General features: G+C 53.7%; 15 protein-coding genes, 1 tRNA gene and 1 pseudogene. 3 read left to right on the forward strand and 14 right to left on the reverse strand.

All coding sequences use genetic code 11. The annotated features are described in order from the left end of the window. Positions 1-102 precede the first annotated feature (102 nt). The 8 genes and pseudogenes from HG15A2_RS14605 to HG15A2_RS25155 all read right to left on the reverse strand — a co-directional run. Positions 103-1,353 (reverse strand): LamG domain-containing protein, encoded by a 1,251-nt coding sequence (locus tag HG15A2_RS14605; RefSeq protein WP_218931981.1) that lies wholly within the window; start codon positions 1,351-1,353, stop codon positions 103-105. 188 nt (positions 1,354-1,541) lie between these two features. Beyond that, on the reverse strand, positions 1,542-2,222 hold the full coding sequence (locus tag HG15A2_RS14610) for a PEP-CTERM sorting domain-containing protein (protein WP_145060928.1): 681 nt from the start codon (positions 2,220-2,222) through the stop codon (positions 1,542-1,544). A 309-nt stretch (positions 2,223-2,531) separates the two neighbouring features. Continuing rightward, positions 2,532-3,245, reverse strand: coding sequence for a PEP-CTERM sorting domain-containing protein (locus tag HG15A2_RS14615; RefSeq protein WP_145060929.1), 714 nt, complete (start codon positions 3,243-3,245; stop codon positions 2,532-2,534). A 168-nt stretch (positions 3,246-3,413) separates the two neighbouring features. Then, entirely contained in the window at positions 3,414-3,728 is a 315-nt protein-coding gene (locus HG15A2_RS14620) for a hypothetical protein (protein ID WP_145060930.1), read from the reverse strand. A 191-nt stretch (positions 3,729-3,919) separates the two neighbouring features. Further along, on the reverse strand, positions 3,920-5,050 hold the full coding sequence (locus HG15A2_RS14625; RefSeq protein ID WP_145060931.1) for a DUF1559 domain-containing protein: 1,131 nt from the start codon (positions 5,048-5,050) through the stop codon (positions 3,920-3,922). A gap of 255 nt (positions 5,051-5,305) precedes the next feature. Then, positions 5,306-6,634 carry a PEP-CTERM sorting domain-containing protein gene (locus tag HG15A2_RS14630; RefSeq protein ID WP_145060932.1) on the reverse strand — a complete coding sequence of 443 codons (1,329 nt, stop codon included), beginning with the start codon at positions 6,632-6,634 and terminating at the stop codon, positions 5,306-5,308. A 213-nt stretch (positions 6,635-6,847) separates the two neighbouring features. After that, positions 6,848-7,780: a LacI family DNA-binding transcriptional regulator gene (locus tag HG15A2_RS14635; protein WP_246117746.1), complete on the reverse strand. Its 933-nt coding sequence runs from the start codon at positions 7,778-7,780 to the stop codon at positions 6,848-6,850. Between the two features lie 57 nt (positions 7,781-7,837). Beyond that, positions 7,838-7,972 (reverse strand): annotated as a pseudogene (locus HG15A2_RS25155) (LacI family DNA-binding transcriptional regulator); the annotation flags it as partial. A 413-nt stretch (positions 7,973-8,385) separates the two neighbouring features. Between HG15A2_RS25155 and HG15A2_RS14640 the strand changes: the two are divergent. Continuing rightward, a complete protein-coding gene (locus HG15A2_RS14640) occupies positions 8,386-10,554 on the forward strand; it encodes an endo-1,4-beta-xylanase (protein WP_145060934.1) in 2,169 nt (722 codons plus the stop codon). Between the two features lie 89 nt (positions 10,555-10,643). Here HG15A2_RS14640 and HG15A2_RS14645 read toward each other — a convergent pair whose 3' ends face one another. Together HG15A2_RS14645 and HG15A2_RS14650 are read right to left on the reverse strand one after the other, a co-directional pair. Further along, positions 10,644-11,492 (reverse strand): sugar phosphate isomerase/epimerase family protein, encoded by an 849-nt coding sequence (locus HG15A2_RS14645; protein ID WP_145060935.1) that lies wholly within the window; start codon positions 11,490-11,492, stop codon positions 10,644-10,646. Between the two features lie 66 nt (positions 11,493-11,558). Beyond that, positions 11,559-13,508 (reverse strand): sodium:solute symporter family protein, encoded by a 1,950-nt coding sequence (locus tag HG15A2_RS14650; protein ID WP_145060936.1) that lies wholly within the window; start codon positions 13,506-13,508, stop codon positions 11,559-11,561. 340 nt (positions 13,509-13,848) lie between these two features. On the opposite strand from HG15A2_RS14650, the gene HG15A2_RS14655 reads away from it, so the two are divergent. Further along, positions 13,849-14,058, forward strand: coding sequence for a hypothetical protein (locus HG15A2_RS14655; RefSeq protein WP_145060937.1), 210 nt, complete (start codon positions 13,849-13,851; stop codon positions 14,056-14,058). Between the two features lie 267 nt (positions 14,059-14,325). On the opposite strand, the gene HG15A2_RS14660 is transcribed toward HG15A2_RS14655, so the two are convergent. The 3 genes from HG15A2_RS14660 to rho form a co-directional block, all read right to left on the reverse strand. Further along, positions 14,326-14,407: transfer RNA gene (locus tag HG15A2_RS14660), tRNA-Ser, on the reverse strand. A gap of 12 nt (positions 14,408-14,419) precedes the next feature. Next, on the reverse strand, positions 14,420-15,583 hold the full coding sequence (locus HG15A2_RS14665) for an acyltransferase family protein (protein WP_145060938.1): 1,164 nt from the start codon (positions 15,581-15,583) through the stop codon (positions 14,420-14,422). 46 nt (positions 15,584-15,629) lie between these two features. After that, entirely contained in the window at positions 15,630-16,928 is a 1,299-nt protein-coding gene (rho, locus tag HG15A2_RS14670) for a transcription termination factor Rho (RefSeq protein WP_145060939.1), read from the reverse strand. Between the two features lie 1,265 nt (positions 16,929-18,193). Between rho and HG15A2_RS14675 the strand changes: the two genes are divergently transcribed. Next, on the forward strand, positions 18,194-19,729 hold the full coding sequence (locus HG15A2_RS14675) for a thioredoxin family protein (protein WP_145060940.1): 1,536 nt from the start codon (positions 18,194-18,196) through the stop codon (positions 19,727-19,729). 259 nt (positions 19,730-19,988) lie between these two features. On the opposite strand, the gene HG15A2_RS14680 is transcribed toward HG15A2_RS14675, so the two are convergent. Beyond that, positions 19,989-23,114: a right-handed parallel beta-helix repeat-containing protein gene (locus tag HG15A2_RS14680; protein WP_145060941.1), complete on the reverse strand. Its 3,126-nt coding sequence runs from the start codon at positions 23,112-23,114 to the stop codon at positions 19,989-19,991. Positions 23,115-23,225: the final 111 nt, after the last annotated feature.

The following is a 23,225-nucleotide window of genomic DNA, read 5'->3' on the forward strand; positions in this document are numbered from 1 at the left end:
GCGTGGCGTGTAGCGCAAGCCGTGCCGAGTCGTTGAAGTCGCGCCCCTAGCTTCGCATGTTTGGCTACGTCCGATATCGATCAGTCGTGCTCTTGATCAGGACTACTGCAAGACCTTCCAAGCGCGGACGCTGCGAACTTTGACATCGTCCTTACCAGCCTTGACAAGCTCGCGATTCCCGGGAGTCATCGCATTGCGACCCCACAGGCCGGCGTCGCTGGGGATCTTCTCTCCATCGACCAGCAAGTTGTGGGCGTTATTGCCGTCGGATCTCAAGGCTCCGGTGTTTGCCTCGCGGCTGATGATCAGATACATGCCCACCTGCGGCACAAGCTGCGTGTCGCGCACTTTTGCCACACCGTCCACAAACCAAACGAGTTGGTCATGGGTCCATAGTAGGCCGATCTTGTGCCAACCCACGTTGATGCCAGGCACGTTGATGTTGGTGTTGAGATCTGGCACTAATTCATTCTCAGTGGCGTGCGGTGTGGTCGCTCCGCCAAGGCACTTCATCAGGAGCATGTCGTTAGGATTAGGGGTGAGCGACTCCGCGAGTTCAGGTTCAAGAGTCAACTCGTGTTCGTAGATGTCGATCTCAAGCCCGTTAGCTGGATCTTCGTCGTAGGCAACGAACTCAGTCGCGGTCGGCATGAGCCAGAAGGAATGGCGATGGGCCAGAGCTTGCATCCCCTCGAAGTTGACTTCGATTTCAAAGAACGTGCCGGGCGAGAAGGTGATGTTTGGCGAAGGCGTGTCCGACATGCCTGGCTGGCCCCAGTATTTGCCATGCGGCAGAACTTTGTCCTCTGCCTGTACCGGGACAAGTGCACCGTCGACCGCCTTCAAGGCATACGTCGTAAACCAAGAAGTGTGGAATTCGAAGTCCCCCAGGTTGACTGTGCCCTTGGCGGCGTCGCGAGGATCGGGATCGTCATAGGCATGATCGCGGGGGCCACCTTGGTCGCGACTTACAAAACCGGGAATGTCTTCGTCCGCAATGAAGCCGCGCTGCACGAGGACGCCATCGCGAATATACGAAGTCTTCTCGTGAAACTTATCGTACCAAGCCGTGTGGCGACGCCCTGGGGACATGCGGTGCTGCCCCGCGTTAACGGACTTGCCCATGCTCTCACGCCGCCAATGCCGCGTCTCGGGCTGGGTGCCGGTTGCCTTGGCAAAGTTGCTGTCGAAAACGAGAGCAAACTCGCCCCCCTGGCAGTACTCTGATTCATTGAGCGCAGGAGCGGGAGCCTGTGATGTCGCAACCTCTGCGGCCTGGCTGGCAGTGGGACAGAGTGCTTTCAATAAACCGATCAACAGCACTGGGAGCAAAAGTCGAGTAACAGGTTGCATTGAATTCATGGAGGTACTTGATTTCATTGTTGTAGTGGTCATGAAGGAAGAGGTCACTAACACAGCTGCTCTTACCTCTCGTCCGATAGGTACAAAAAGACCCCTCTCGGAACCTCCGAGAGAGGTCTAATCGGCTGGACGCATGTGATAGCACCGTGTCCTGTTAATGCAACCACATGATCAAATTACTAGCCGCGACGACGTCCCATTGAGAGACAACCCACCCCAGCCAGCGAAAGCAAGAGCAGCGATGCGGGCTCAGGCACTGGTGCTGTGGGGATGCGAATGTTGTCGAAGTAGCCAGTCGGCTGAACACCGGGCTGTGAATTGAATCCAAGGGTAATTTCAGAGTACGAATTGGCGGGGTTGGCAAGACCGGCAATAACCGCTGGGCTAAAGGTATACTCATAGGTGGTCGAGCCCGCGCCGAACGTGAAATCGTTTGTAGCACCTCCGTAGTATCCAACGAACCCGCCCATCTCGCTGTTAGCAACGACGACCGCTTTTGTGCCGTCGTGGGCATCGCTTGGATCATCGTCTACAGGAATTGTTACATCGAACTGAATTATCGGGTTCGCTTGCAACGCAGGGATAATTGCCGGATTGCTCAGTAAGTTGATCTTGAGCATGAACTTCGCACCAGCACCCTGAGTAGCTTCGACTGGGGTAACTTCGTAACTGGCCGCTCCATCTGTGACACCAGTCGCGCTAAACGCGCTGGAAACAACGTCTCCGAGCGTTGATACAGTAGTTGGGCTAGTCAGGTCGTTGTTCTCAAAAGACTGAACGAGTGTCGCGGCTGATGCAGGAACCGCCATCACTACCGTCGCCAGTACGGCACCAAAGATAAAGAGTGTGTTGCGAATCATTAGTATCTCCTCCCAAAACAAGTGAAAAAAGTGAAAGCCAGAAACGATTGACTTTCGGGTAAACAAAAACTCAAGGATGCTCTAACTGCCACGACGTCCTGAACCGAATCAACTGACTCCCTTCAACGCGAGAAAGGCAAAGGCTGAAGGCTCAGGGACTGCGGCCGATACTCGGCGAAGCAATGAGCATCAGCCCAGCAGTCGTCCCAATTACAGAAAAGCACTTCTTCAACATCAGTGACTCCCCTCGAAAAGTGTGTGACTGTCAGCTCGACCGCACACGAGAGACAAAGCAAAAATAAGGATGTACTAGTTGCGACGCTTACGTCCAACCAGCAAGCAAACGCTGCCAAGTCCAAACAGTATCAACGAAGTTGGCTCAGGAACCGGGTTGACATCAATACGCAAGGCGTTGATGTAACCGTAATCGACGCTTCCATTGACGAACTCGAACGTCAGATCGATGGTGTTGGTCGAAGAAGGTGCTATTCCAGAGAACAATTGGAGATCACCAACGTTGCCCATTACGTCCTGGGTTCCCGTGTAACTCGATGTGCCATTGTCTAAGGTGTACTCGGTGTCACGTGGGCCAGTGCCGTTGCGACTACCAAAGATTGAGAAATCATAGGTAGAGGCAGGATCAAGACCGGTGAACGTGTACGTTCTCGGGTTATTGGATCCCTGCAACCAGTGGAAGGTTTGGCCAGCGAAGTTGGTAATGCCTACAGCCGCGGCGGCGCCGCCAACAGTTGGAGTTCCGTTACCACCCCCGTAGACTACGCCATCTGGCTTCGTAATGGCGATACCTGTGGAATCGCCATTTTCGTCGTTCAGTGGGAGGACAACGTCTAGTGGAAAGACCGCACCATTACTGGAATTGGCAAATACGTTAAACTTCTCTGTGGTGGTCGCAGAAGCAGAAGTGCCTGGAGTGCTGAAACTAACAAAAATCGGTGCGGCCGATGCATTTGCGAACAGGCACCCTACCAACACGACACTTACAGATAAAAATCTCTTTAACATTAGATCTCTCCCCTCAAGATAGGTGTGACAATCACCTAAGGTCGCACACGATTAGTAATGAATGAGCAGGTTCAGGATTTCGTTCCCCAAACGCATGTCACTCACAAAGAACTGTTCAAACTATTTCCGGCGTAAGCGACAAGCCTAAACGCCAGCGAAACTGTCTCACTAGTACAATGACTTTTCGACTTTTGTGTTCTTTCGTTCTTCCGCGGTCGGTTTGCGAATTTTCAGTTCAAACGGTGATTCTTCTGCATCGATTTCCAATGGGGTGGTGTCAATGTTTCCATATTCAGATGGAATCAATAGTTTTCCCTGCGCGTCGGATGCACTGATGAGTATTTTGTGTTTCCCAACCGCGATACCATCTTTGTATTTATGGCTGGTGGCGGATTCGAAAGTGCCATCCGCATCCACATACGCTACGGCTGGTTTTTGATAGTATTTCCCGTCTATGGGTGGCGATTGAGAGGCGAATAACATTCTGGTTGTTCCAGAAAAAGGAATCGCGGAACCATCTTCGTAGGTAACTTTCCCAGTAGCGGGCACGTATTCAAAAGGACTGCTCGAGCCACAGCCGACTAGCATTGACAGTAGCAAGGAGGCTGTCAGCAGGGCTCGCAATGGTCGGAATGAATGAATATTGCCACTTCGGTGTAGTACTCTACCTTGCATCAAAATTCTCCTTCAATCGGATAAGCGTCATTGGAAACATTTAAGCGTTCCCACACCCTAAATTTGGTTGGGTCTTGATAGACTTCAGTATATTCATTTCCAACCGCTGCCTGGTAAGTCCCTTTGTCAACGAAATCACTAACCATGCGAGCGCTTCCGTCTGCCATCGCAATCATCGCACCGCCTGGGTGCAAACTGCGGACAACACTCTTGTAGCTCCAAGTTCCAGATGAATATGGATGCATGCATTCTGAGCGAAGCGTCTCGGCTCCAACGGAATCGATAATAGCTTTCGCGTTGACTAATACGTCCGTTGTGAACGGATCGCAGTTGTTGGGTGCGTTACTCCAAGATGTGGCATGGTGAGCATGAGCACTCGCTCCTGCTTGACCTAGGGCCCAACAGCCTCTTGGGTCCTGCTCGGATAGCCCTGCGCGCAATTCGGCCAGTAGGATGGTGTTGCTTGTACCGTCCGTAACGTCACCAATTTCCTGACTCTTGTTGATATACGAGATTCCCTTACGTGGCCCGAGTGACCCCTCTCTGGGACCATCGGTGTCATCCCAAGCACGATAACCCCAGAGATCGCCGCTTTGAACCATATTGATACCATAGTTGCCCCGCGCCCAGTTGCCTCCCTCGATCCCACAAGGAGTATCTAAATTAGGATCCGTTGGGCAACGCATGATCGCTAAGGACGTCCCACGAGCCTCCCTGTTGCTGTCATGGCCAATCCATACGTTAAAGTCATCAAGCACAAAGCTATCTCGCAATGCTTGTTGCTCCATTTGGGGAAGGATCATTATCGCCCAATTTTCGCGAGTAGGTCTGCCAAGTCCGGTGCCGCCGAATTTTTCCAACTCGCCCGTGGAGGGATCTTTCAGCGCGAGGTAAGCCGGGGGAAACTTTTGGCGGGAGCTCTCGTAGGTGAGCACAGCCAAAGCAACGTTTTTAATATTGTTCAAGCATTGCGAACGCCGCGCTGCCTCGCGGGCGGCTTGAACCGCTGGCAGCAGCAACCCGACAAGTACACCGATGATGGCAATCACGACGAGCAATTCCACAAGGGTAAAAGCTCGACCGGAAGACCTGTTGTTGTGCCTCTTCACGTGTGGGGTAGATTTAGACATCGCAGTTACCTTTCAACTCCTGTTTCCTATTGACCGTTATGACGCTGGCCCGCTGCAAAAATTATACGCCCGAGGGGTGCTCAAAATAAAAAGTACCTAGCCTGCTTTAGCCCTAAAAGCCTGGCAATAAGCTAATGCGAAAGGGGCTGATACTACAGAATAAGCAACGTGCCCAGGAGGGGAGGGGGCCCAGTTTCTGGACACGTCGCGATCTGTAGTTCAAACTCTGTCGCTTCCATCTTCCGTCAGTACCGTTCAACTACGACGACGTGACACGCCAAGCAAACCGCCTAACAGGCAAAGCACAGCCGAAGTTGGCTCGGGTACTGCCGAAGCGACTGGCGAAGCAGTCGAGGCCGACATGCCGTAATTGGCTTGCCAGTCGGCCAAGTCGCCGACACTGTTATCCGTTTGCCAAAGCAGGAAGTCGGCGCCATCGACGATATCGTTGCCGTCGAAGTCGCCCGCAAGGCCGACACTGGCCGTTGTGAACCTCATATTATCGACATAAAACGCTTTGATCGCTTCCCCACCATCACCAGCTTGGGTTAAGAATTTAAGCTGTACCCAATCGGTTTCAGGGTCGTAGAGCGGATGATCTGCGTACTTCCAGCTCACATGATAGGACGATCCTGTATCGTCGAAATTGATCGTGTTATAGTCGGCAGCAAAACCACCTAGTTGGTTAAGAACGAAAGCGATCTGAGTGAAGCTTCCTGGCAAGATCTCACCTGTTTCTACAAAGAGATCAAATTCGACCGTGTCGTTCGCTTTCATCGCTTGCAGGGCAAGAGGGTTTTCTGGAGCAGAGCTGTCTGGTGGACCAAGTGCTTCAACTTGAATCGTCCAGCCACCCCAATCTTCGGGGCTCACTTTGAGAGCATAGTCGCCGTCGGTGATCGCACCGGCTGGAGCACCACCGGCGACATTGACCGAGGCAATTGGCGTTATGCCAGTACCACTGTAACTGGAGGTCTCCGTCCAGCCTTCCAGAGAGGCGTCTTCCCAAGAATACTTAAAGGGAGCAACAGGCGTACCGCCACTGAGTCGGACATTGTCTATATAAAGTGGTGAAGTAGTCGTGGAGCCACCTGCAGCGCTAAAGTTCTCAAGGATGAAGGACGCATTGGCAGAACCCGATGCGTAGTTGGGGTCGTCCTTAAAGTTCCAGCTAAACGTACCTGTGTCGGATAGGACGGTTTCGCTGGAAAATCCTCCGCTGCCCGTCCAACCGTCTGCAAAGAAACGTGCACCAACATTCATGAAGGCATCAAAGCCGGGCACGTGATAGTCAAAATGTATTGTGCTGAAGTTGTCGAGCAACGCCGGATCAAGCGTCACCTTAGCAGGTTGCGAATATTCATTGGTCTGCCCTTCGAGACGCAGCGAATAGGTACCGTCGGTGGCGAAAGTACCTGTGTTGTCTGGTGTGATACTCGTAGCGGAATTTGTGCTGGTAAATTCGTAGCCCTCGTCAGTGCCTTCAAACGAATGGAGCAGCAGGTCGGTTTGTGCCTGTGTGGTGCTACCAACGAGCGAACAGGCGATCGCAGCGAGTGTAAAATACCTAGTAAATGTCTTCATCTTAAGATTCTCCTCTGCATCTCCCCTCAGGAAGTTGCAGCGTTGTGTGAAGGATCCACCCGAGACGGGTGCCCCGACGCCCCGGGTGGAATCGTTTCACGAGCAAAAAAAGACTAGGGGTGAAAATAGTTTCAGTGAATAGTGTTGTTCGCTGTGGGGTCTTTTTGTTGAGCACAGCGGGCTCAAAAAACGTTTCGGTCGGGCGATTTCTGATTATCCAAGTTGAGTTGTCGCTGGCGGTGCGGTTGATTGTCTGACTACCAACTGTGTAGCGACACGTGTGACACAGCCCTGGTAGTTCAAGCCGTCCTTGCAGGAATCGCGGATGGCCATTTGGCGAACCGCCTGCCGACCGATTTGCTGCATGGGTACATTTACCGTGGTGAGAGGCGGCGAAAGCAACGCTGCGACCGGGATGTCGTCGAAACCGATCACACTCAAATCCTCAGGCACACGAAGACCGCACTGCTTAGCGGCTTCAATCGTGGCCATCGCAGTCAGATCGTTCCCGCAGACCAGTGCTGTCGGACGGTCTTTGCGAGTTAACAACTTAGAAGTGCGTTCGGTGATTTCCGCCATTTTAAGCGTGCCGAGGTTAATCCAGTCGTCTCGAACCGACAGGCCGGCGTCCTGCATGTAGGCCATGAAGGCTAGGCGGCGCTCTTCGAAGTCCGGCATATCGCTTACGCCAACAAAACCGATGTCACTGTGCCCTAGCTCAACCAAGTGTTTGACTGCTTGGCGAATTCCACCGAAGTTATCGATGGTTACCGCATCATGACGGCTCGTATAGTTGACGCCCACGAGCACCATCGGTGCAGGGAATTCAGCGATAAACTGCTTCACTTCCTCTCGATAAGGCCCCACGAACAGCACTGCAGAAGCATCGCTGTTCTTGACCTGCCTCATCAAGCTTTTCGAGTCGAGGTGCGAACTCGCCTGAATCGTAGTTTCGACTTCCCAGTGACTGCACTCATCAAGCAGGCCATCGATAACCAAATGAAAGAAACCGTTGGAAAGCTGATAGCTAGAGGTCAGAATTTCTCGCTCATTGACTTGCTGGGGTGCATCGACATGTAACCCATCTTCGCCGCGAGTTACGAGCTCAACCGGTCCGGGGCGGTAAACATATACGACTGCAGACATGCTTTTGGTCTTACTGGCGCCGTTAGAGCGAACGCTTCCACGATGGACATACCCATGCTGACGGACAGCGCTTTCTACGCGCCCGCGAATCTCGTCGCTAACAGGCCCGCTGTTGTTCAGCACACGGGAGACAGTAGCCGGAGAGCAGCCTGCCTCTTGTCCAATATCAGTAAGCGTCGAAGCCACGAGCACGTCCTAAGCAAAGTTGGCTGATCTAGCCTGTGATTGAAAAGTTATTGACCATTTAATTGCTAAATCGTCTGCCCCCAGTATAATGCGAATTGCTGGAACACAACAGAAATTTGTTCTCTTTTTTCTGAAATATTCCATTTGCTTCCACTGTCGCCAGCCGGGGCGCAGTCTATCTCGCTCCTACGTTGTGGCTAAGGCTGGTGTACAGTGGGACGCATACACAAGTCGTTAATCCACAATGACTTGCGTAAAATACCGTGGCAGTTTCTACAGATTGCTTGCTTACAATCTCCTTGTTGCAACAAATTTGAGAAAGCAAATTCCCCGGCACTTAGCTCCAGAATTCGCGTGACTGGCATTCGTCATTTTTCACGTCGCAACCAGTGCAGTTCCCTGAAAGAGTGGAATAAGTCATGAACAGAATGAAATATTTGTCATTCACCGCTGTCAGTACGTTACCACAGCGAGAACTGCCCAGAACTCGCTCAGTTGTATTTAGACTAGCGCTAGCTATCACGATTGGAGTAGCCTTTGCGTCGCCTGTTCTAGCGGACTCCACATTTAAGGACTTCAGCGGCTACGGGAACTTCGGATTCAACTACGGAGGGTTTACGTCCACTCCCGGTGCAACGGCCAATCGTATTTATGACCCATTGGACGGTTACGGCGGCTCAGGGACTTACCTTGGTTCAACCGACTACAGTGCCGAACTGAACAGCTACCTCACCATCGATCTAACGGCCAATGTGGGAAATGAGGTCGATACTTTCAATTTCCAAATGACAGACGTCAATTCCAATACGGCTAGCTGGAAATTCAGCACCTCTGATCTCATCCCAGGCGTGTCAACCCAACTCGTCTCCTCCGCTCCGATGTCTTCGCCCCACTATGGCGACAATGGTGACAACGGACTACCAGGTTCTCCCCATTACCAGGACTTTGATCTTAGTCAAGTTGAGGTCTGGCAAATTCAAGGTGAATACGGATCGCCTTACCCAATTGACATATCTATCGAGAATATTGGCTTCTCGAGTTCCGTCACGCCACCACCGCTCTATACCGGTCGCGATGCCAACGCAGCGTGGCGTGCAGAAGCGGATACTCGCATTGATGCGGTTCGCAAAGCCGACTTGCTCGTGAACGTGACCGATGCCGCTGGCGTTCCGCTTCCTGGCGCCGCAGTCGCGATAGAAATGCAAGAGCACGAGTATCGGTTTGGAACGGAAGCTCCCTTCAATTCCTTCACTGGGTCTGGAAGCGTCAACAACACGCACAAGCAAAAGGTGCTTGAGCTGTTTAATACAGCCACGCCACAGCACTTCAGTTGGCGTGCTTGGGAGGATGAAGAGATCGCCAAGTACTCGCAAGCCAACGCGTTAGCAGCCCTGGATTGGATAGAGGACAATGGACTCGACGCTTACGGTCACGTCTATGTTTGGCCAGATCGCGTGCACACTCCCGATGCGGTGCAAGCAAAGATCGTTGAGTACTACGAACCTGGTACTACTCCTACCCGTCAAGCGCAGCTGGAAGGCGAGATTCGCCAGGATGTGCTCGATCATATTACGGATAAGGGCACGGCAATCGCTGGCAAAGTGCGTTACATGAACGTGGTCAACGAACTGCGCAACAATCGTGAACTGTTGGATATTCTCGGTGATGACGTAGTGACCGACTGGTTTCAAGCGGCACGTGCAGTTGATCCTAATATCGGGCTTCATATTAACGAAGCACCGATCCTCGTCTCGGCCGGAAGTACCAATACCAACAATCAAAACGGCTATTACAACGAGATTGAGACACTGATAAACAACGGTGCACCGATTACCGGCGTCGGCTTCCAATCGCACTTCACGGCTGGCACACTTACCGGACCAGAAGAGGTTTGGGCGATTCTCGATCGCTTCGACGATCTCGGCCTCGACATGTTTATCACGGAATACGACTTCGACACGGTTGACCGGCAACTGCAGGCCGACTTTACTCGCGATTTTCTCACGGCAGCATTTGCTCACGAGGGCACCGACGGATTCCTCTTGTGGGGCATCTCTGAATGGTACCATTGGCGAAAAGACGCGGCGTTCTACGATTACGGCTGGAATATCCGCCCACATGGGCAAGAGTACATCGACTTGGTCCTCAACGACTGGTGGACTGACGAAATGCTTTCCGCCGATGCTCTGGGCGAAGCCTCAGTGAGAGCATTCAAAGGTGAGTACCTTGTAACCGTAACTCTCAATGGCCAAGAAGTCACCGTGCCAGCGACACTTACGGACGGCGGCTTGGTGCTCGATGTGGAGCTCGCTCTACTTGCAGCTGACTTCGATGCTGATGGAGACGTCGATGGCGACGATCTCGGGCTCCTTCAAACCAACTACGGGAGCGCAGCTCCTGCAAACGGAGACGCGAACGGCGACGGCTCGGTCGATGGCAGTGACTTTCTTATCTGGCAGAGAAGCAACGGCCTAGACGTCACCTCCCTTCTGGCATCTGCCAGTTCCGTGCCTGAACCATCGACGCTTCTCTTGCTCGGCGGTGGCCTCGCTTTCCTAGGACTTTGTACGCAGCGACAGCGCTGCTGATCCTGCTACCGAAGAGCTGCGCAAACCAAGTCGATAATAGGCAAAGACTTTGCCGGTTGCTGGTAACCGGCGGCCTGACTTCAGCCACCTCACATTGCCAGTATTTTATCCATCGCTTGGCTGGTGTGCTCGAGCAGTTCAGGATCGTAGGGAAGCATCTCAGCAACAACCGTCTTATCGTATCCAATAGCTCTGAGTGCGGCGATTGACTCTTTCCAAGGTACGTCTCCTTCGCCGAGCTTGCAGAAGGAGTACTTTCCACTCCAGTCAAACTCGTGGCGGAAATCCTTGATGTGGACGCGTTTGATTCGGCTGCCCAACAACTCAATCCAGTGAGGCGGATATTGGTGGTAGCCCAGCACGTTGCCGACATCGAAGTAGATTCCGAGTCGCTCTGAGCCAAACGAATCGACGAAACTAGCCAATTCAACTGGTGAATAGAAAAAGCCGTTCCAGACATTCTCTAGGCACAAATCGACTCCGACACGTTCGGCCGTTTCTAATAACTCCGAAACGCACTCCCGGCAACGCTCTAGGGCGTGGTCGGTGCGGACGTGCTCGCCCGGGCAAATCGGGCTGGTGACGACCCCGGGAACAAACAACAATGCTTCACACCCTAGCCAACTTGCGCGCTCCAGCGCCTTCTTGTTTAACTCAACGGCCTTTCGTCGTACTTCGGCGTCGTTACTGACTGGGTTGCAGCCCCAGGTCATGCCACTGGCCAATGTTTCCATCGAGAAACCGGCATCTTCGACTCCGGAGCGAATGGACTCACAAGTGCCTTTGTCACTGTCGACGGTTAAGACACCTTCGGTGCCAATGGCAGGCTCTAACCTATCGAACCCGGCATCTTTCGCTTCGGCGAGTCCCGCTTTATCTAAGGGCTGGGTCCCTGCAAGACCATCCTTGAGAGACCAGTAGCTGATGACTTTTTGCATTGTTCATTTCCAGTAGTTTAAGGATTATCTCGTGAAACCGGACTTCGAGAGGCCCGGCAGATGGGTTCAAGAGAACTCGTCATCTTCAATGTTCATGTTCTTCCAGAGTGCGGCAATCGCTCCGGCGGACAAAGCGACTACGACAGTCAAAGCGATCGCCCAAGCATAAAGGCCATAAAGCCAATACCCCGCTGCAAACAGTGCGCAGTAAACCATTGCACAACCCAAGAGCATACAGCTGATTCCGGCAACTAAACCGGAGTTCTCTACAGGCTGTGCGCCATCACGTTCTGCAAACGCGGCAACGACCGGTTGCCAGCCGGGCCCTCCGGGGCGCGTCTTGGCATAAAACTGCTTAAGGACTGTCATGTCCGTCTTAGGTGTGAGCCAAGTTACAAGTAACCAGGCTACAGTTGTTGCCCCGACGACAAAGGGAAACTTCCAAACGCCCAGTGTGTCACCCAACGGCTGGCTATTGTAGGTTCCGAAGCTCACCCAAAGCGATGCGAGTCCCGACACCACCATGCCGGCGATTTCGGTCCAGGCATTGATCCGCCACCAGAACCAACGGAGCAGAAAGATCAGCCCCGTCCCTGCGCCAAACATAATGATAATGTCGAACAGTTGCTTCGCATTGGTTAACGCCAACGCCATCGCCCCCGACAGCACCATGAGCAGCACTGTGAAAGCTCGACCGGCCCAGACTTGCTCTTGCTCGCTGGCTTCAGGACGAGCGAATCTTTTGTAAAAATCATGGACGGCATACGACGCCCCCCAGTTGAGATGCGTTGAAATCGTAGACATGTAGGCGGCTACTAAAGATGCCACGACAATCCCCAGCCATCCTGAAGGGACGTTCGTGAGCATGGCGGGGTAGGCAAGATCGTGGCCGAATTTGTCGAACTCAACATCTTTATAAGCTGCGCGAAGTGCGGTCAGGCCTCGCTCCTTAATCTGAAGATCTTCGATTTTTTGCCGAAGTCCAGGAGAGACCGATTCTGGATCATCTGCCCATACGGCTACTTGCTCCTGCATCGCTTCAGAATGTAAAGCAGAATTGGCGGCTTCACGTTCGGATTGGTTGTCGAGTGGATAGACTACCAGGGAGCACAGCGCCACGATAATCCACGGCCAGGGTCTAAGTGCGTAGTGCGCGATGTTGAAGAAAAGCGTCGCTGCTACCGCATGTTTCGCGGACTTTGCTGCGAGCATTCGCTGTGCGATATAGCCACCACCACCCGGCTCCGAACCGGGATACCAACTAGCCCACCATTGCACGGAGAGGGGAATGATCAACGCTTCCACGAACAGTGCTTTGTTTGAGGAGTCGGGTAGAATCTTGAGACTCTGTTGCAGCGAATCGTTGGAGACAAGGCTTGCAAGCCCTCCTACTGATTCGTGGCCAAGGGCATAATAGGCCGCCGCCCCTGCGCCGATTAAAGCAGTGACGAACAGCACGCAGTCAGTCAGCACGACTCCACGAAACCCGCCTAAGCTCGAAAAAATGACGGTGATGATCGAAGCTATGAGTATCGTCTGCAGGGGTTCCAGGCCGAACATCACTTCGCCAACCTTCATGGCTGCCAAACAGACACCCGACATGGCCATAACATTGAAGACAACGCCCAAATAGAGAGCACGAAATCCCCGCAAGAACGCTGCTGATTTACCCGAATAGCGCAACTCATAAAATTCCATATCCGTCATCACGCCACTACGACGCCAGAGCTTGGCGTACACGAAGACGGTCAGCATTCCAGTGAGCAAAAAAGCCCACCATGACCAATTCCCCGCAACGCCGTTCTGACGAACGATATCGGTAACGAGATTAGGAGTGTCGGTAGAAAAAGTCGTCGCCACCATCGACATACCCAACAGCCACCATGGCATCGTTCGACCAGAGAGGAAGAACTCGCCAGTATTCTTACCAGCTCTCCGCGAGACAGCGACGCCAATGGCGAGCGTGAGCAGCAAGAAACCCGCGACGATCCCCCAGTCGAGTGTCGATAACGTCATGGGATTTGCTAATACTTGCCGGGCTAGTCTTCGTGGAAAACCAGCTTCTTGGCCGGCTGGTGTCGGTACATCTGGGACTACCGCCGTGAAGGCTAGCATAAGAACGTCAAGCGATCAAGAAACCCCTTACAGAAGTGGTGGTCGGCGCGCGGAGATCACTTTCACAAGGACTACCGCCCCGTGATGAAAGATCTTGAACGACCGCCCTAATCTAGTGGTCCAATGCAGCATCCTAATCTGACGCAACCCCTGCTGGTGGCTCTCTCGCAGAGGCTACAGTTAATTCCGCGTCGTATGCGGTTGCCGCTGGTAGTTCTGCAGTGCGCCTACTCAAGTAACGGTGTCAAGTTCCTTACCGCGATCCCTGACTCGCAAAACCGTAGGAAAGATGCTGAATGTGGAGACTTATCAAGCCAGGCACGACCGCGTCCATGGGCTTGAGGAGTGCGGCGACCTAACCTCGCAGGATTGCACTACTACGCTCCGTGTCGTATTCGGCCCTAGCGATACCTACTGTCGCGATATTCTGGAGCTGGCCAAGAAACGCTGACGAACCCACTCGCTTGAACCTCTAAGATAGCATTTGCAGCCTGCCAGGCGATTAACTTTCTACTGTTCGGGGGTGTTCAAGCACAACGGGCCACTGCGATGCAATGTTGCTCGTCGCCGGCATCGACAAAGCAAAGGTCCGGCAGGTTTAGGGACTTGAATCGCCACAAGTCGTGTGTCGACTACGAGAACCCATCGCGCAGAGAAAATGACAGAATCGGCTTTTGCTCGGTAAACACGATCTGCGAGCAAAATTACACAAACCGAGCGGAGGGCAAGGGACTCGAACCCTCAACCCCTTGCGGGGCACCTCAATTCCAATGAGGCTGCTAGCCATTCGCTTACCCTCCGGAGGTAAGGCACTATTCTAAATCCTTTCCGCCGGTTCGCAATGGCGTCTTTGCCGAGGAACGCTTCCTTTGTAGCAGGCGGAGCAGGGGCTTCTCGAGTAGCAAATGCCCCAATGCCGCCACGAAGCCGCAGGAGACTAGACAGAGTAACGTCCAACCGAATCGGCTCCACGTACTCAGTTCGGGCGACACTCGCCCCTGTAATTTGGCGACCAGTCCAATGACGTAGACATGCGAAAGGTACAAAGCATAGGAAGCATCGCCCCAGAAAGTGAGCCCAGGGAGCTTGCGCCAACGCCCTGCCAGCTCTAAACCAACGGCCCCGTACACAAGAAGAGCTGCCGAGCTTCCGAATACCGTCACGCGAACATAGCCGTATTGCGATTCGTCTGGAAAGCGGCTACCTATCAGGAAGCCAACCAATAAGAGCATTGCTGCTCCACTGCACAGCGCGGCAGCCGGAATGGGGCAACGCCGCTCGCAGACCAGCCAACCAATTCCACAACCGGCGAGAAACTCCAGAGTCAATAGAGACGCAGGCAGCGGCAAAAAGAGATTCCCCTTCAAGCAATGCCATTCCGGCCGATCGTAGTAGGCAAATAATCCGAGGGCCAGAAACCCCCAAGCCAGCAGAGCAGGGCGGACTGCCTTGCGGGGCAAGGCCAGCAGTGCCGCAAATACGACATAAAAATACATCTCAAAGACCAAAGTCCACCCCACAGCTACCGCAGGGAAGTCGTCTTGTGGCCACAACAGAAAGGATTTCCAAAAGTGGGAATCGGCCAACTTGTCGCGTATCGCCAACGACGGAACCGCCCAGGCAACAGCCAGGATGACGAGAGTCGCGATCCAATAGAGCGGATAGACGCGTGTGATCCGCCGCCAAAGGAAGCGAGGCGATTCGGAGACCGAACCGAAGCGATTGTAACAGGTGATCATCATGACCACGCCACTGATCACGAAGAACAGGTCAACGCCAGCGAACCCGATCACTCGATAGAAGTGCAACCAATTGGGCTGCGCCCCAGAGAACGACAAACGCTCGTCCGGGGTTTCTGCCAAGTGATAGAGAACCACGAACCAAGCCGCCACGGCCCGGAGAACCTGAATGCTATCAAGCCGCCCCAGTTGTGAATGGTCGAGCGAAGGTAGCTTGGGAGCGGATTTATCCACCATACCGCTCCGTGCTTATCCACCGAGAGTAACGTCAAACTGAGTCTTGTCAGTCTGCACCTTGGATGAGCGTAATGAACTCATCGTTCGACTTGAACTTGCCAAGCTTCGAGGTGAGCTGCTCCATGGCATCGACATGATGCATCGAGGAGAGCGTGCGCCGCAGCATGGTAGCCGCGTGCAGTGTTTCAGGCTCCAGCAACTTCTCTTCGCGGCGCGTGCCCGATTGCTCGATGTCGATCGCTGGCCAAATACGACGGTCGGACAATTTGCGATCGAGAACCAACTCCATGTTGCCGGTACCTTTGAACTCTTGGAAGATCAAATCGTCCATGCGGCTGCCAGTTTCAATGAGGGCTGTGCCAACAATCGTCAGCGAACCGCCTTCTTCGAAAGCTCTCGCGGTAGCGAACAGCTTCTTGGGAATGTCCATCGCCTTGATATCAACACCACCGCTCATGGTGCGGCCCGTGTTGCCGACCCATTTGTTGAACGCGCGAGCCAGGCGAGTAATCGAATCCATGAGCATGAACACATCCTTGCCCATTTCCGAAAGGCGTTGGCAACGCGCAACCGAGAGTTGCGCGAGGCGAACGTGGCTCTCTACGTCATTGTCGAGACTGCTTGCGAACACTTCGCCGCGAATGTTTCGACGCATGTCGGTCACTTCCTCCGGGCGTTCGTCGATGAGCATGACGACCATCGTTACTTCCGGATGATTCGTGGAAACCGCCTGGCTGATTTGCTGCAGCAACACCGTCTTGCCCGTGCGTGGTGGGGCGACGATCAGCGCTCGTTGGCCTTTGCCCAAGGGAGAAAGCAAGTCGATCACACGCGTGCTGATCGGTTCAGGACCCGTTTCCAGACGCAGCCATTCCTCGGGGGTAATAGGGGTGAGTTCTTCGAACGACTTCACGTTCAGGTACTCTTCTGGAGGCAGACCATCGACATCGAGCAGTTCCCGAAGTCGTGGGCCCTGCTGCTTCCGATGATGCTGGACCATGCCGCTGAGGAGTAAGCCCTCGCGCAGACCGAACTTTTCGATCATGGTGCCCGGCACGAAAGGATCGGTCCGTTCACGTGTGAAGTTGGTGGCCGGATCGCGGAGAAAACCGTACCCGTTGGGGTGCATTTCCAGCACGCCGGAACCGGCCGTCAGGGGCAGTGGTTCGCCATTATCCGGGTAATCATTCTCGCGTCGCGAGTCACGTCCCCCGTTGTTGCGCCGGCGTTGCCCGCCACGATTTTGATTGCGATTTTGGTTGCGACCACCGCCGCCGCCGCCGCCACCGTTGTTGTTATTCCGACCGCGATACCTGCCGCCGGAACGCTGCTTCTTCTTAGCCATAAATTTACTCTAGGTGAATCCTACAAAAATCGTTTGATCGAGCGTCCAACGCCCGAGAAAGCGTGTTGATAGCTGCGGAGTATGCTTACTTGCAAAGAGATCTCACTGCCTATGAAACAGGGCATCGCTCAACGTTCGGCGTCTCCCAGCCGATTTCCTTCCTCACTAGCCTTCCAGATCTGCTGTCAGCGTCGGCGTTCAATCTCGAACGCTCGGCATGGCAACTACCCAGATCGGCACCATCGTGGCCCATATACTTATTGGCCCATAGTTACCCAGCTAGTAGACCGCCACACAGAAGGATGGCGGCAAGTGGGTGAAACGCGTTTCTTCCGTGAATTCCTATGCGTTAATGAAGTTGTTGCTAACTCTCATTCAATTGCGAGGCCCAAAACATATCTTTGACGTCTCGCTCGGCAAAAACCGATTTAGATCAACTCAGCCGATTCAGACAAATCAAAAGAACGCTGTTATTTAGAGTGTTGTCGTGTACGGTTCGCAGCCGGTGTTCGCATCAAGCAAGCTTTCGAGCCTGGGCCCTCTAGCCGTCTATGAAAAGCATTCTTGCTGTCGCGATAGTCGATCTCGTATCAGGCCGATCCCGCCCCAGGCTGGTCTGCGCGAGTTTAAGGGAGAGATCAACTCGGGATTGCCACCGCAACTGTCAAAGGAGAGCTGCCACACAAAACCACTAATCTCACGCCATAAATCTCGACGTCACGATACTCGACAGATTTCTGTCACGGATGACAAAAGTGCCGTGCTCGGAAAAAGACGCTTGAGCCCTGATCGGCTGTGAAGAACTCACCGCAGATGCAGTGAGGCTTTGAACTACGCGCTAATATTAGTCATGCAAGCACTTGTGTCAAGCGAATCTCACTTGCAACGCTAAAGTTCTCGAAGAAAGTCGTAGCTACACGCCGGCGGACTCGCTTCAGGAAGGAGCTACGGCAGGGGGATCACCAGCAACTGGCTACTAGATGAGGGTTCTGAAAGCAACGAACGTCCCTCATATGCTGCCATCACCACATCATTCATCTATACGTAATCTTTTACCTCGTAAGGACTTACGTATTTCTCAAGAGGAACAAAGGGGGCCAGGCGAATGTTAGCTGTCTCGCAGAACCCCGATATTTCATGAAAACCGCAAACTTTGCCCAAAGCACCAAAGGCAGTTTCACCGATGACAGTGATGAGCGGGCGTTTTTCGCCTCGCTCCGAGACGATATGCGTAATCAAAGAACTCAACCGCGAACGGAATCGCTATGGCTGTCCGAACTCTGACTCTCTTCTGTGCGGCAATGACTGTCGTGCTGGCATCTTCTTCTCAAGCTGCGTTTGAGAAGGAAGCGGTAAAGTGGCGGAACAACCTGGACGCTGCCAAAATCGAAGCCGCCCAAAGCGGTCGGCTCGTACTATTGCACTTCTACACGAAGAGTTGCGGCCCGTGCCGGATGTTGGACAAGAATGTGTTCAGCCAACCAAGAGTCGCTCAATCGATTGAACAGAACTATGTGCCCGTGAAGGTAGATGCCGAAGTGTCGCCTGCACTGCGCGCAGCCTATCGCATTGAACGAGTTCCCACGGAAGTGATCATTACCGCTGAAGGCACTCCTGTTGGCAGCATGGGCAGTCCCGCCAAGGCAGGCGACTATGTCGATCGACTTAGCCAAGTGGCAAACCATTTCCGTCAAACCAATGCTCATCTCACCCAGACCAGTCATCAGGCCGCTTCACACGTCAACAGTGCCTATGCTGGGCTGGATGTTAAGAGCACGGCATCACCTACGCCACCTGCCGCTGGCCCCGTAGTCACTCAGAACCCTTACGTTGCGAGTAACAAGGCACCGACCTCGCAACAAATGGCAACCCAAGCCGCCCCTGCTGGTGGTCGCTATGCGTCGGAGCAAGTACCCGCGGCCGTGCAACCTCCTGTCGCTCAGCCGCCCACCTACGCAGCTCAAGCAACGGCGACCTCGCCCGCTCCTGCGGTAGCGCCCCCCTCGCCTGCACTTGCAAATTCAATGGCTGCTTCAACGGGTCCGCAAATGCCATCCAACGCGATGCCCCAGAGCTACCGCAACCCTTACGTCGCTGAGTCCAAACCTCCAGCAACTACGTCCATTCCAAAGCCTGCTATGACTACCCAGCAAGCACCGGCTCTAACGGCAGTCGCTGTCCAGCAGCCTGCTCCAGCCCCAGCACAGGCGGCACCGAACCAAGTGGCACCGGTTCAATCTGCTCCGACCAAGCCAATTGTCGCCACGCAACCGACTCCCATCAAAGCTGTTGTTGCCGTCGCTGCTAGTCCCACAAATTCTACCGTAGATAATACGATCACCCCGACTGTGGCTACACCGGGCGCTTCCGCGCAAGCAACTCTGGCCAGTAATACACAAGAGGTAGCTGCGGGCACAGCGACTTTGGGGTTCGATGGATATTGCCCGGTCTCTTTGAAGCACGCCAACAAGTGGGTTAAGGGCAAAGCCGAGTACGGACTCGTGCATCGCGATCGTCTCTACCTGTTCGTAGGCGAAAAAGAACGTCAGCAGTTCTTCGCTAACGCGGATGCCTACAGCCCGGTGTTCTCAGGTCTTGATCCCGTGCTGATGCTTGACCAGCAAGCCTCTGTGCCCGGCTCGCGCCAGTTTGGATATCGCCATAAGGGCGCCTTCTACCTGTTCGCGAATCAAGTCACCATGCAAAAATTTGCACAGAACCCTGATGTCTACTCTGCAAACGTACGCCAAGCCATGGCACGTATCGACGGCTTGGACACCGACGGCACCATTCGTCGCTAGGTGCTGCGTGTTCTTGAGGGACTGAATCGTTTCAAGTTACTTGAAACCAGGGGTTTTTCAACTTTTGTTGTTCAATCGGATACGAAGAGCTAATCTAACACTTAGCCTTTCCAGCCGAGATGTCGTCGGCTAACTGGACCTAAGACTCAGTAGACCCGCCGGGTACCTCGAGAGCCTGGCAAACCTGAGACGGCCCGACTGGAAAGGCTTTTTTGTTGCGCCAATGCTTTTCGGCATGGGAAGGCGAAACCGTATGCGATTAGCTGAACGTATTTTCTAGCAATGCATCCACAAGTTCGACCGATTCAGTTCCCGCCTCTTTCGAATTCGTTTCCTCAGTATCGAACTCAGCGAAATCGAACGGCGATAAGACTCGCTTGTCGGCTTCGCCGTAGCTGGCGAACACTGCTTCTGCGATTGGCTCCTGAGAGTTTGCCTGTCGATCATTGAGCGTTTCAAGAACGGCATCGGCCAACACAGCGGCGATCGCAAGTGACGGTGAAGGAGAAGACGCAAGCGATTGCCCAGCCTCTGAACTCGCAGTTGCGACAGCAGGAGGCGAGTTGGGTGCAACGCCGTAGCCACTATGCCAGGCGTCGAGGTCAGCGGCATCCACATCGGCGTCGTTGTCCGCGTCGCCATCAGCTTTGGTGGCATTGGGAGTTCCAAAGCCGACTTGCCACGTTAAGAAATCGAACCCATCGACGTGCGCATCGTCATTGAAGTCGGCCGGCTGGGCTTGGAGTTCGACCGCACCAATATCGATCACCACATCTGCTGGTGCATTGCCATCCACGACGCGTCCATAGGGAATGCCGCGCTGGTCGAAAGGCAGGGCATCGTCGGTCCAAGCAATACCGTCAGGATCATTCGGATTGAAGGCGATGTTCCCGGCATCCAGCACCGGGCTATCAACCCGTGGCATGTGCGTTGGAGTCGGCCCGCCATTGTGGCGAAGCGGTTCGAGCAGTGGATCAATCGCTCCGCCCGTGTCGCCGCCTACATAGTTGCCATTGGCGTCGTTGGAGATGAGGCCCGTTTCAGTAAGCCCGGCCACGCCCGAGTTGTGGCCGATAAAGGAATGCGAGTAGGCAGCATCTGGAAGGTAGTCGCCCGGCAATCCCGCCCCGAAGGTGTTGCCTGCCAAGATGGAGTGGCTAATCGGCAGAGAGGTGGGAGATGGGGAATAGATTGCCCCTCCTTCGTTCCCCGCATGGTTATCGACGATCGTGCTGTGAGCAATAGTTTGAAGAATATCTGGGGAACTAGGGAAAGAAATCGCACCACCCTGATCGCTGGCTGTATTGTTGGTGAGTGTTGACTGTAAGAGTCGCAAGCCGTCAACATGGATCGCACCGCCAGAGCCGTTGGTAGCTTCGTTGTAGGCGAAGGTGGAATTCAGGATGACCGCCAAATTGTAGCTACTATACAGGCCACCGCCTTCGCTAGCTTTATTATGCGAAACGTTGGAGTACTCCAGGATCAATTGAGTAATCCCCAAGATACCCCCACCGTACTGGGTTGCTGTGTTGTTGGTGACAATGCTATGGGATAGGTGCGGGTAGGGAGAGTAGATGTCACTACCTATGAGAGCTCCGCCGCCAGCCTCGGCCCTGTTGCTATCGATGAGCGAATCTCGAATTTGTATCCATCTTCCTAACGCATAGATTCCTCCCCCAGAACCTGTTGTGGAGTTTCGAGCAATTGTGGAATCAATCACACTGATTAGGTTTGGATTGTTAGAAGCAGCCTGGCTGTAGTAGTATATCCCCCCTCCAAGTGCACCATTGGGTGCGCTGTTGTCAATGACTTTCGTGTCGCGAAGGGTAATCAGCTGTGAATCCCCTGGCGAAGACAAACCGTCAGTGCCAAGAATCCCCAAACCTCCGCCACCTCCATCTGTTACGAAATCCATGGCCGAAATCTCATTGTCGGCGAACGTAGAACCAACAATATCTATCGCAACCGATTCAAATACCCTCTCAACATCAATAAACGCACCGCCACCTACATGTGCGGTATTTTGAACGAACGAAGTGCGGAGAACTTGAACCTCCGCATTCCCGTTGTCAAACTCTGAACCCAAGACATTGTCGGGGGCGTCATAGTAGAGTCCGCCTCCGCCACCTCTCAAGTTCGCTGCTGCTAAATTTTCCGCGAAGTGGCTATCTGCGATTGCAAAGAAATTTGCAATCACATAGAGACCTCCGCCTAAACCATCTCTAACAAAGGCCTGATTCTTCTCAAAGACTGAATCAGTAATAGTGACTGCTCGGGCTTCCAGAAATGCGCCACCTCCTGATGCTGAAAGACCTTCCGAAAAGGTAACGCTGTCGAGAACTATCGAATCGAGGTTGGTGGCGTGAACACCTCCCCCGTTTCCACCTTGAAACGTAGCGACATTAACGACACTGTTGTTGAGGAACTGGGTGTCTATGATCGTCAGCGATCGAGTCGCTAGACCCGATCTAGAGCCTACGACTCTCAACCCACCACCATGCGAATCTCTCGATCCCCACAGACCGCTGATTCGATTGCTAGAGAAAGTGGAACCCGAGACTACGACCGTTGAGTCGCGGGCGAATGCTCCAGCTCCACCACCTCCACTCACAAAGGGGGTTAACACATTGTCAGTGATCGTTGAGTCCATCAGCGTAAGGTCGCCGCCCTCCAGGTATACTCCCGCACCACTCTCCCCCTTGGAAGTGTTGGAGGACACGACAACATCAGAAAGCATCAAATTTCCGTCTCTCACATAAACACCCCCACCCGTGTTTTCTCTGAACGTCGATGAAAAGAGATCGAGTGAGCCAAAGCGATGATAGATCCCGCCACCAACAGTAGCCGAGTTTTCAAGGATGCTGACATTGCTTAGAGTAAGATTTGCCGACGACCGAATTGCCCCGCCTGCCTTGTCGGAATCACTGCCCGTGAGTGTGACGCCGCTGATCGAAACGTCCTGCGGAGCCGAAGATGAGACGGCAATATGAAAGATGCGCGCACCTTGGCCATCGTGCTCATCGGGCGTCACGTCCAATGGCGAGGCGTCGATCGTTAGCAGGTCGTCTCCAGGGCCGACGATTTCAACGTTGGTGCTTATCACTAGTGCCGAATTGCCATTGGAGGTGGAGTCTTCTCCGATAATCGCTAGCTCAAGCGTTTGTGGTCCGCCGGAAAACAGCGAGCTTGCGAATTCAATGCGGTCTGCATCGGGGTTGGCGTTGGCGAGGTCGAGTGCCTCGCGGAGCGTCGTGAACTGATCTACATCGACATTGTCGAGCAGCGAGTCAACCACGTGGGTGGCGAGCATGCGGCGGTCTTCAAGTGCTTCGACCCTGAGACGACGGCCTACACGAGAAGAGATCCCACTGTTTGGCTGAGGCATAGCGGTCAATCGCTGCGGAAAAGGTGAACAGGCGAACCGGGCCGTTCTGGCCCCGCATCGGCGCTGGCACCAATCAAGCAATCGGCGCACAACGCTTCGCAAGAGTGCATT

This window comes from Adhaeretor mobilis, assembly GCF_007741515.1.
GTDB lineage: Bacteria > Planctomycetota > Planctomycetia > Pirellulales > Lacipirellulaceae > Adhaeretor > Adhaeretor mobilis.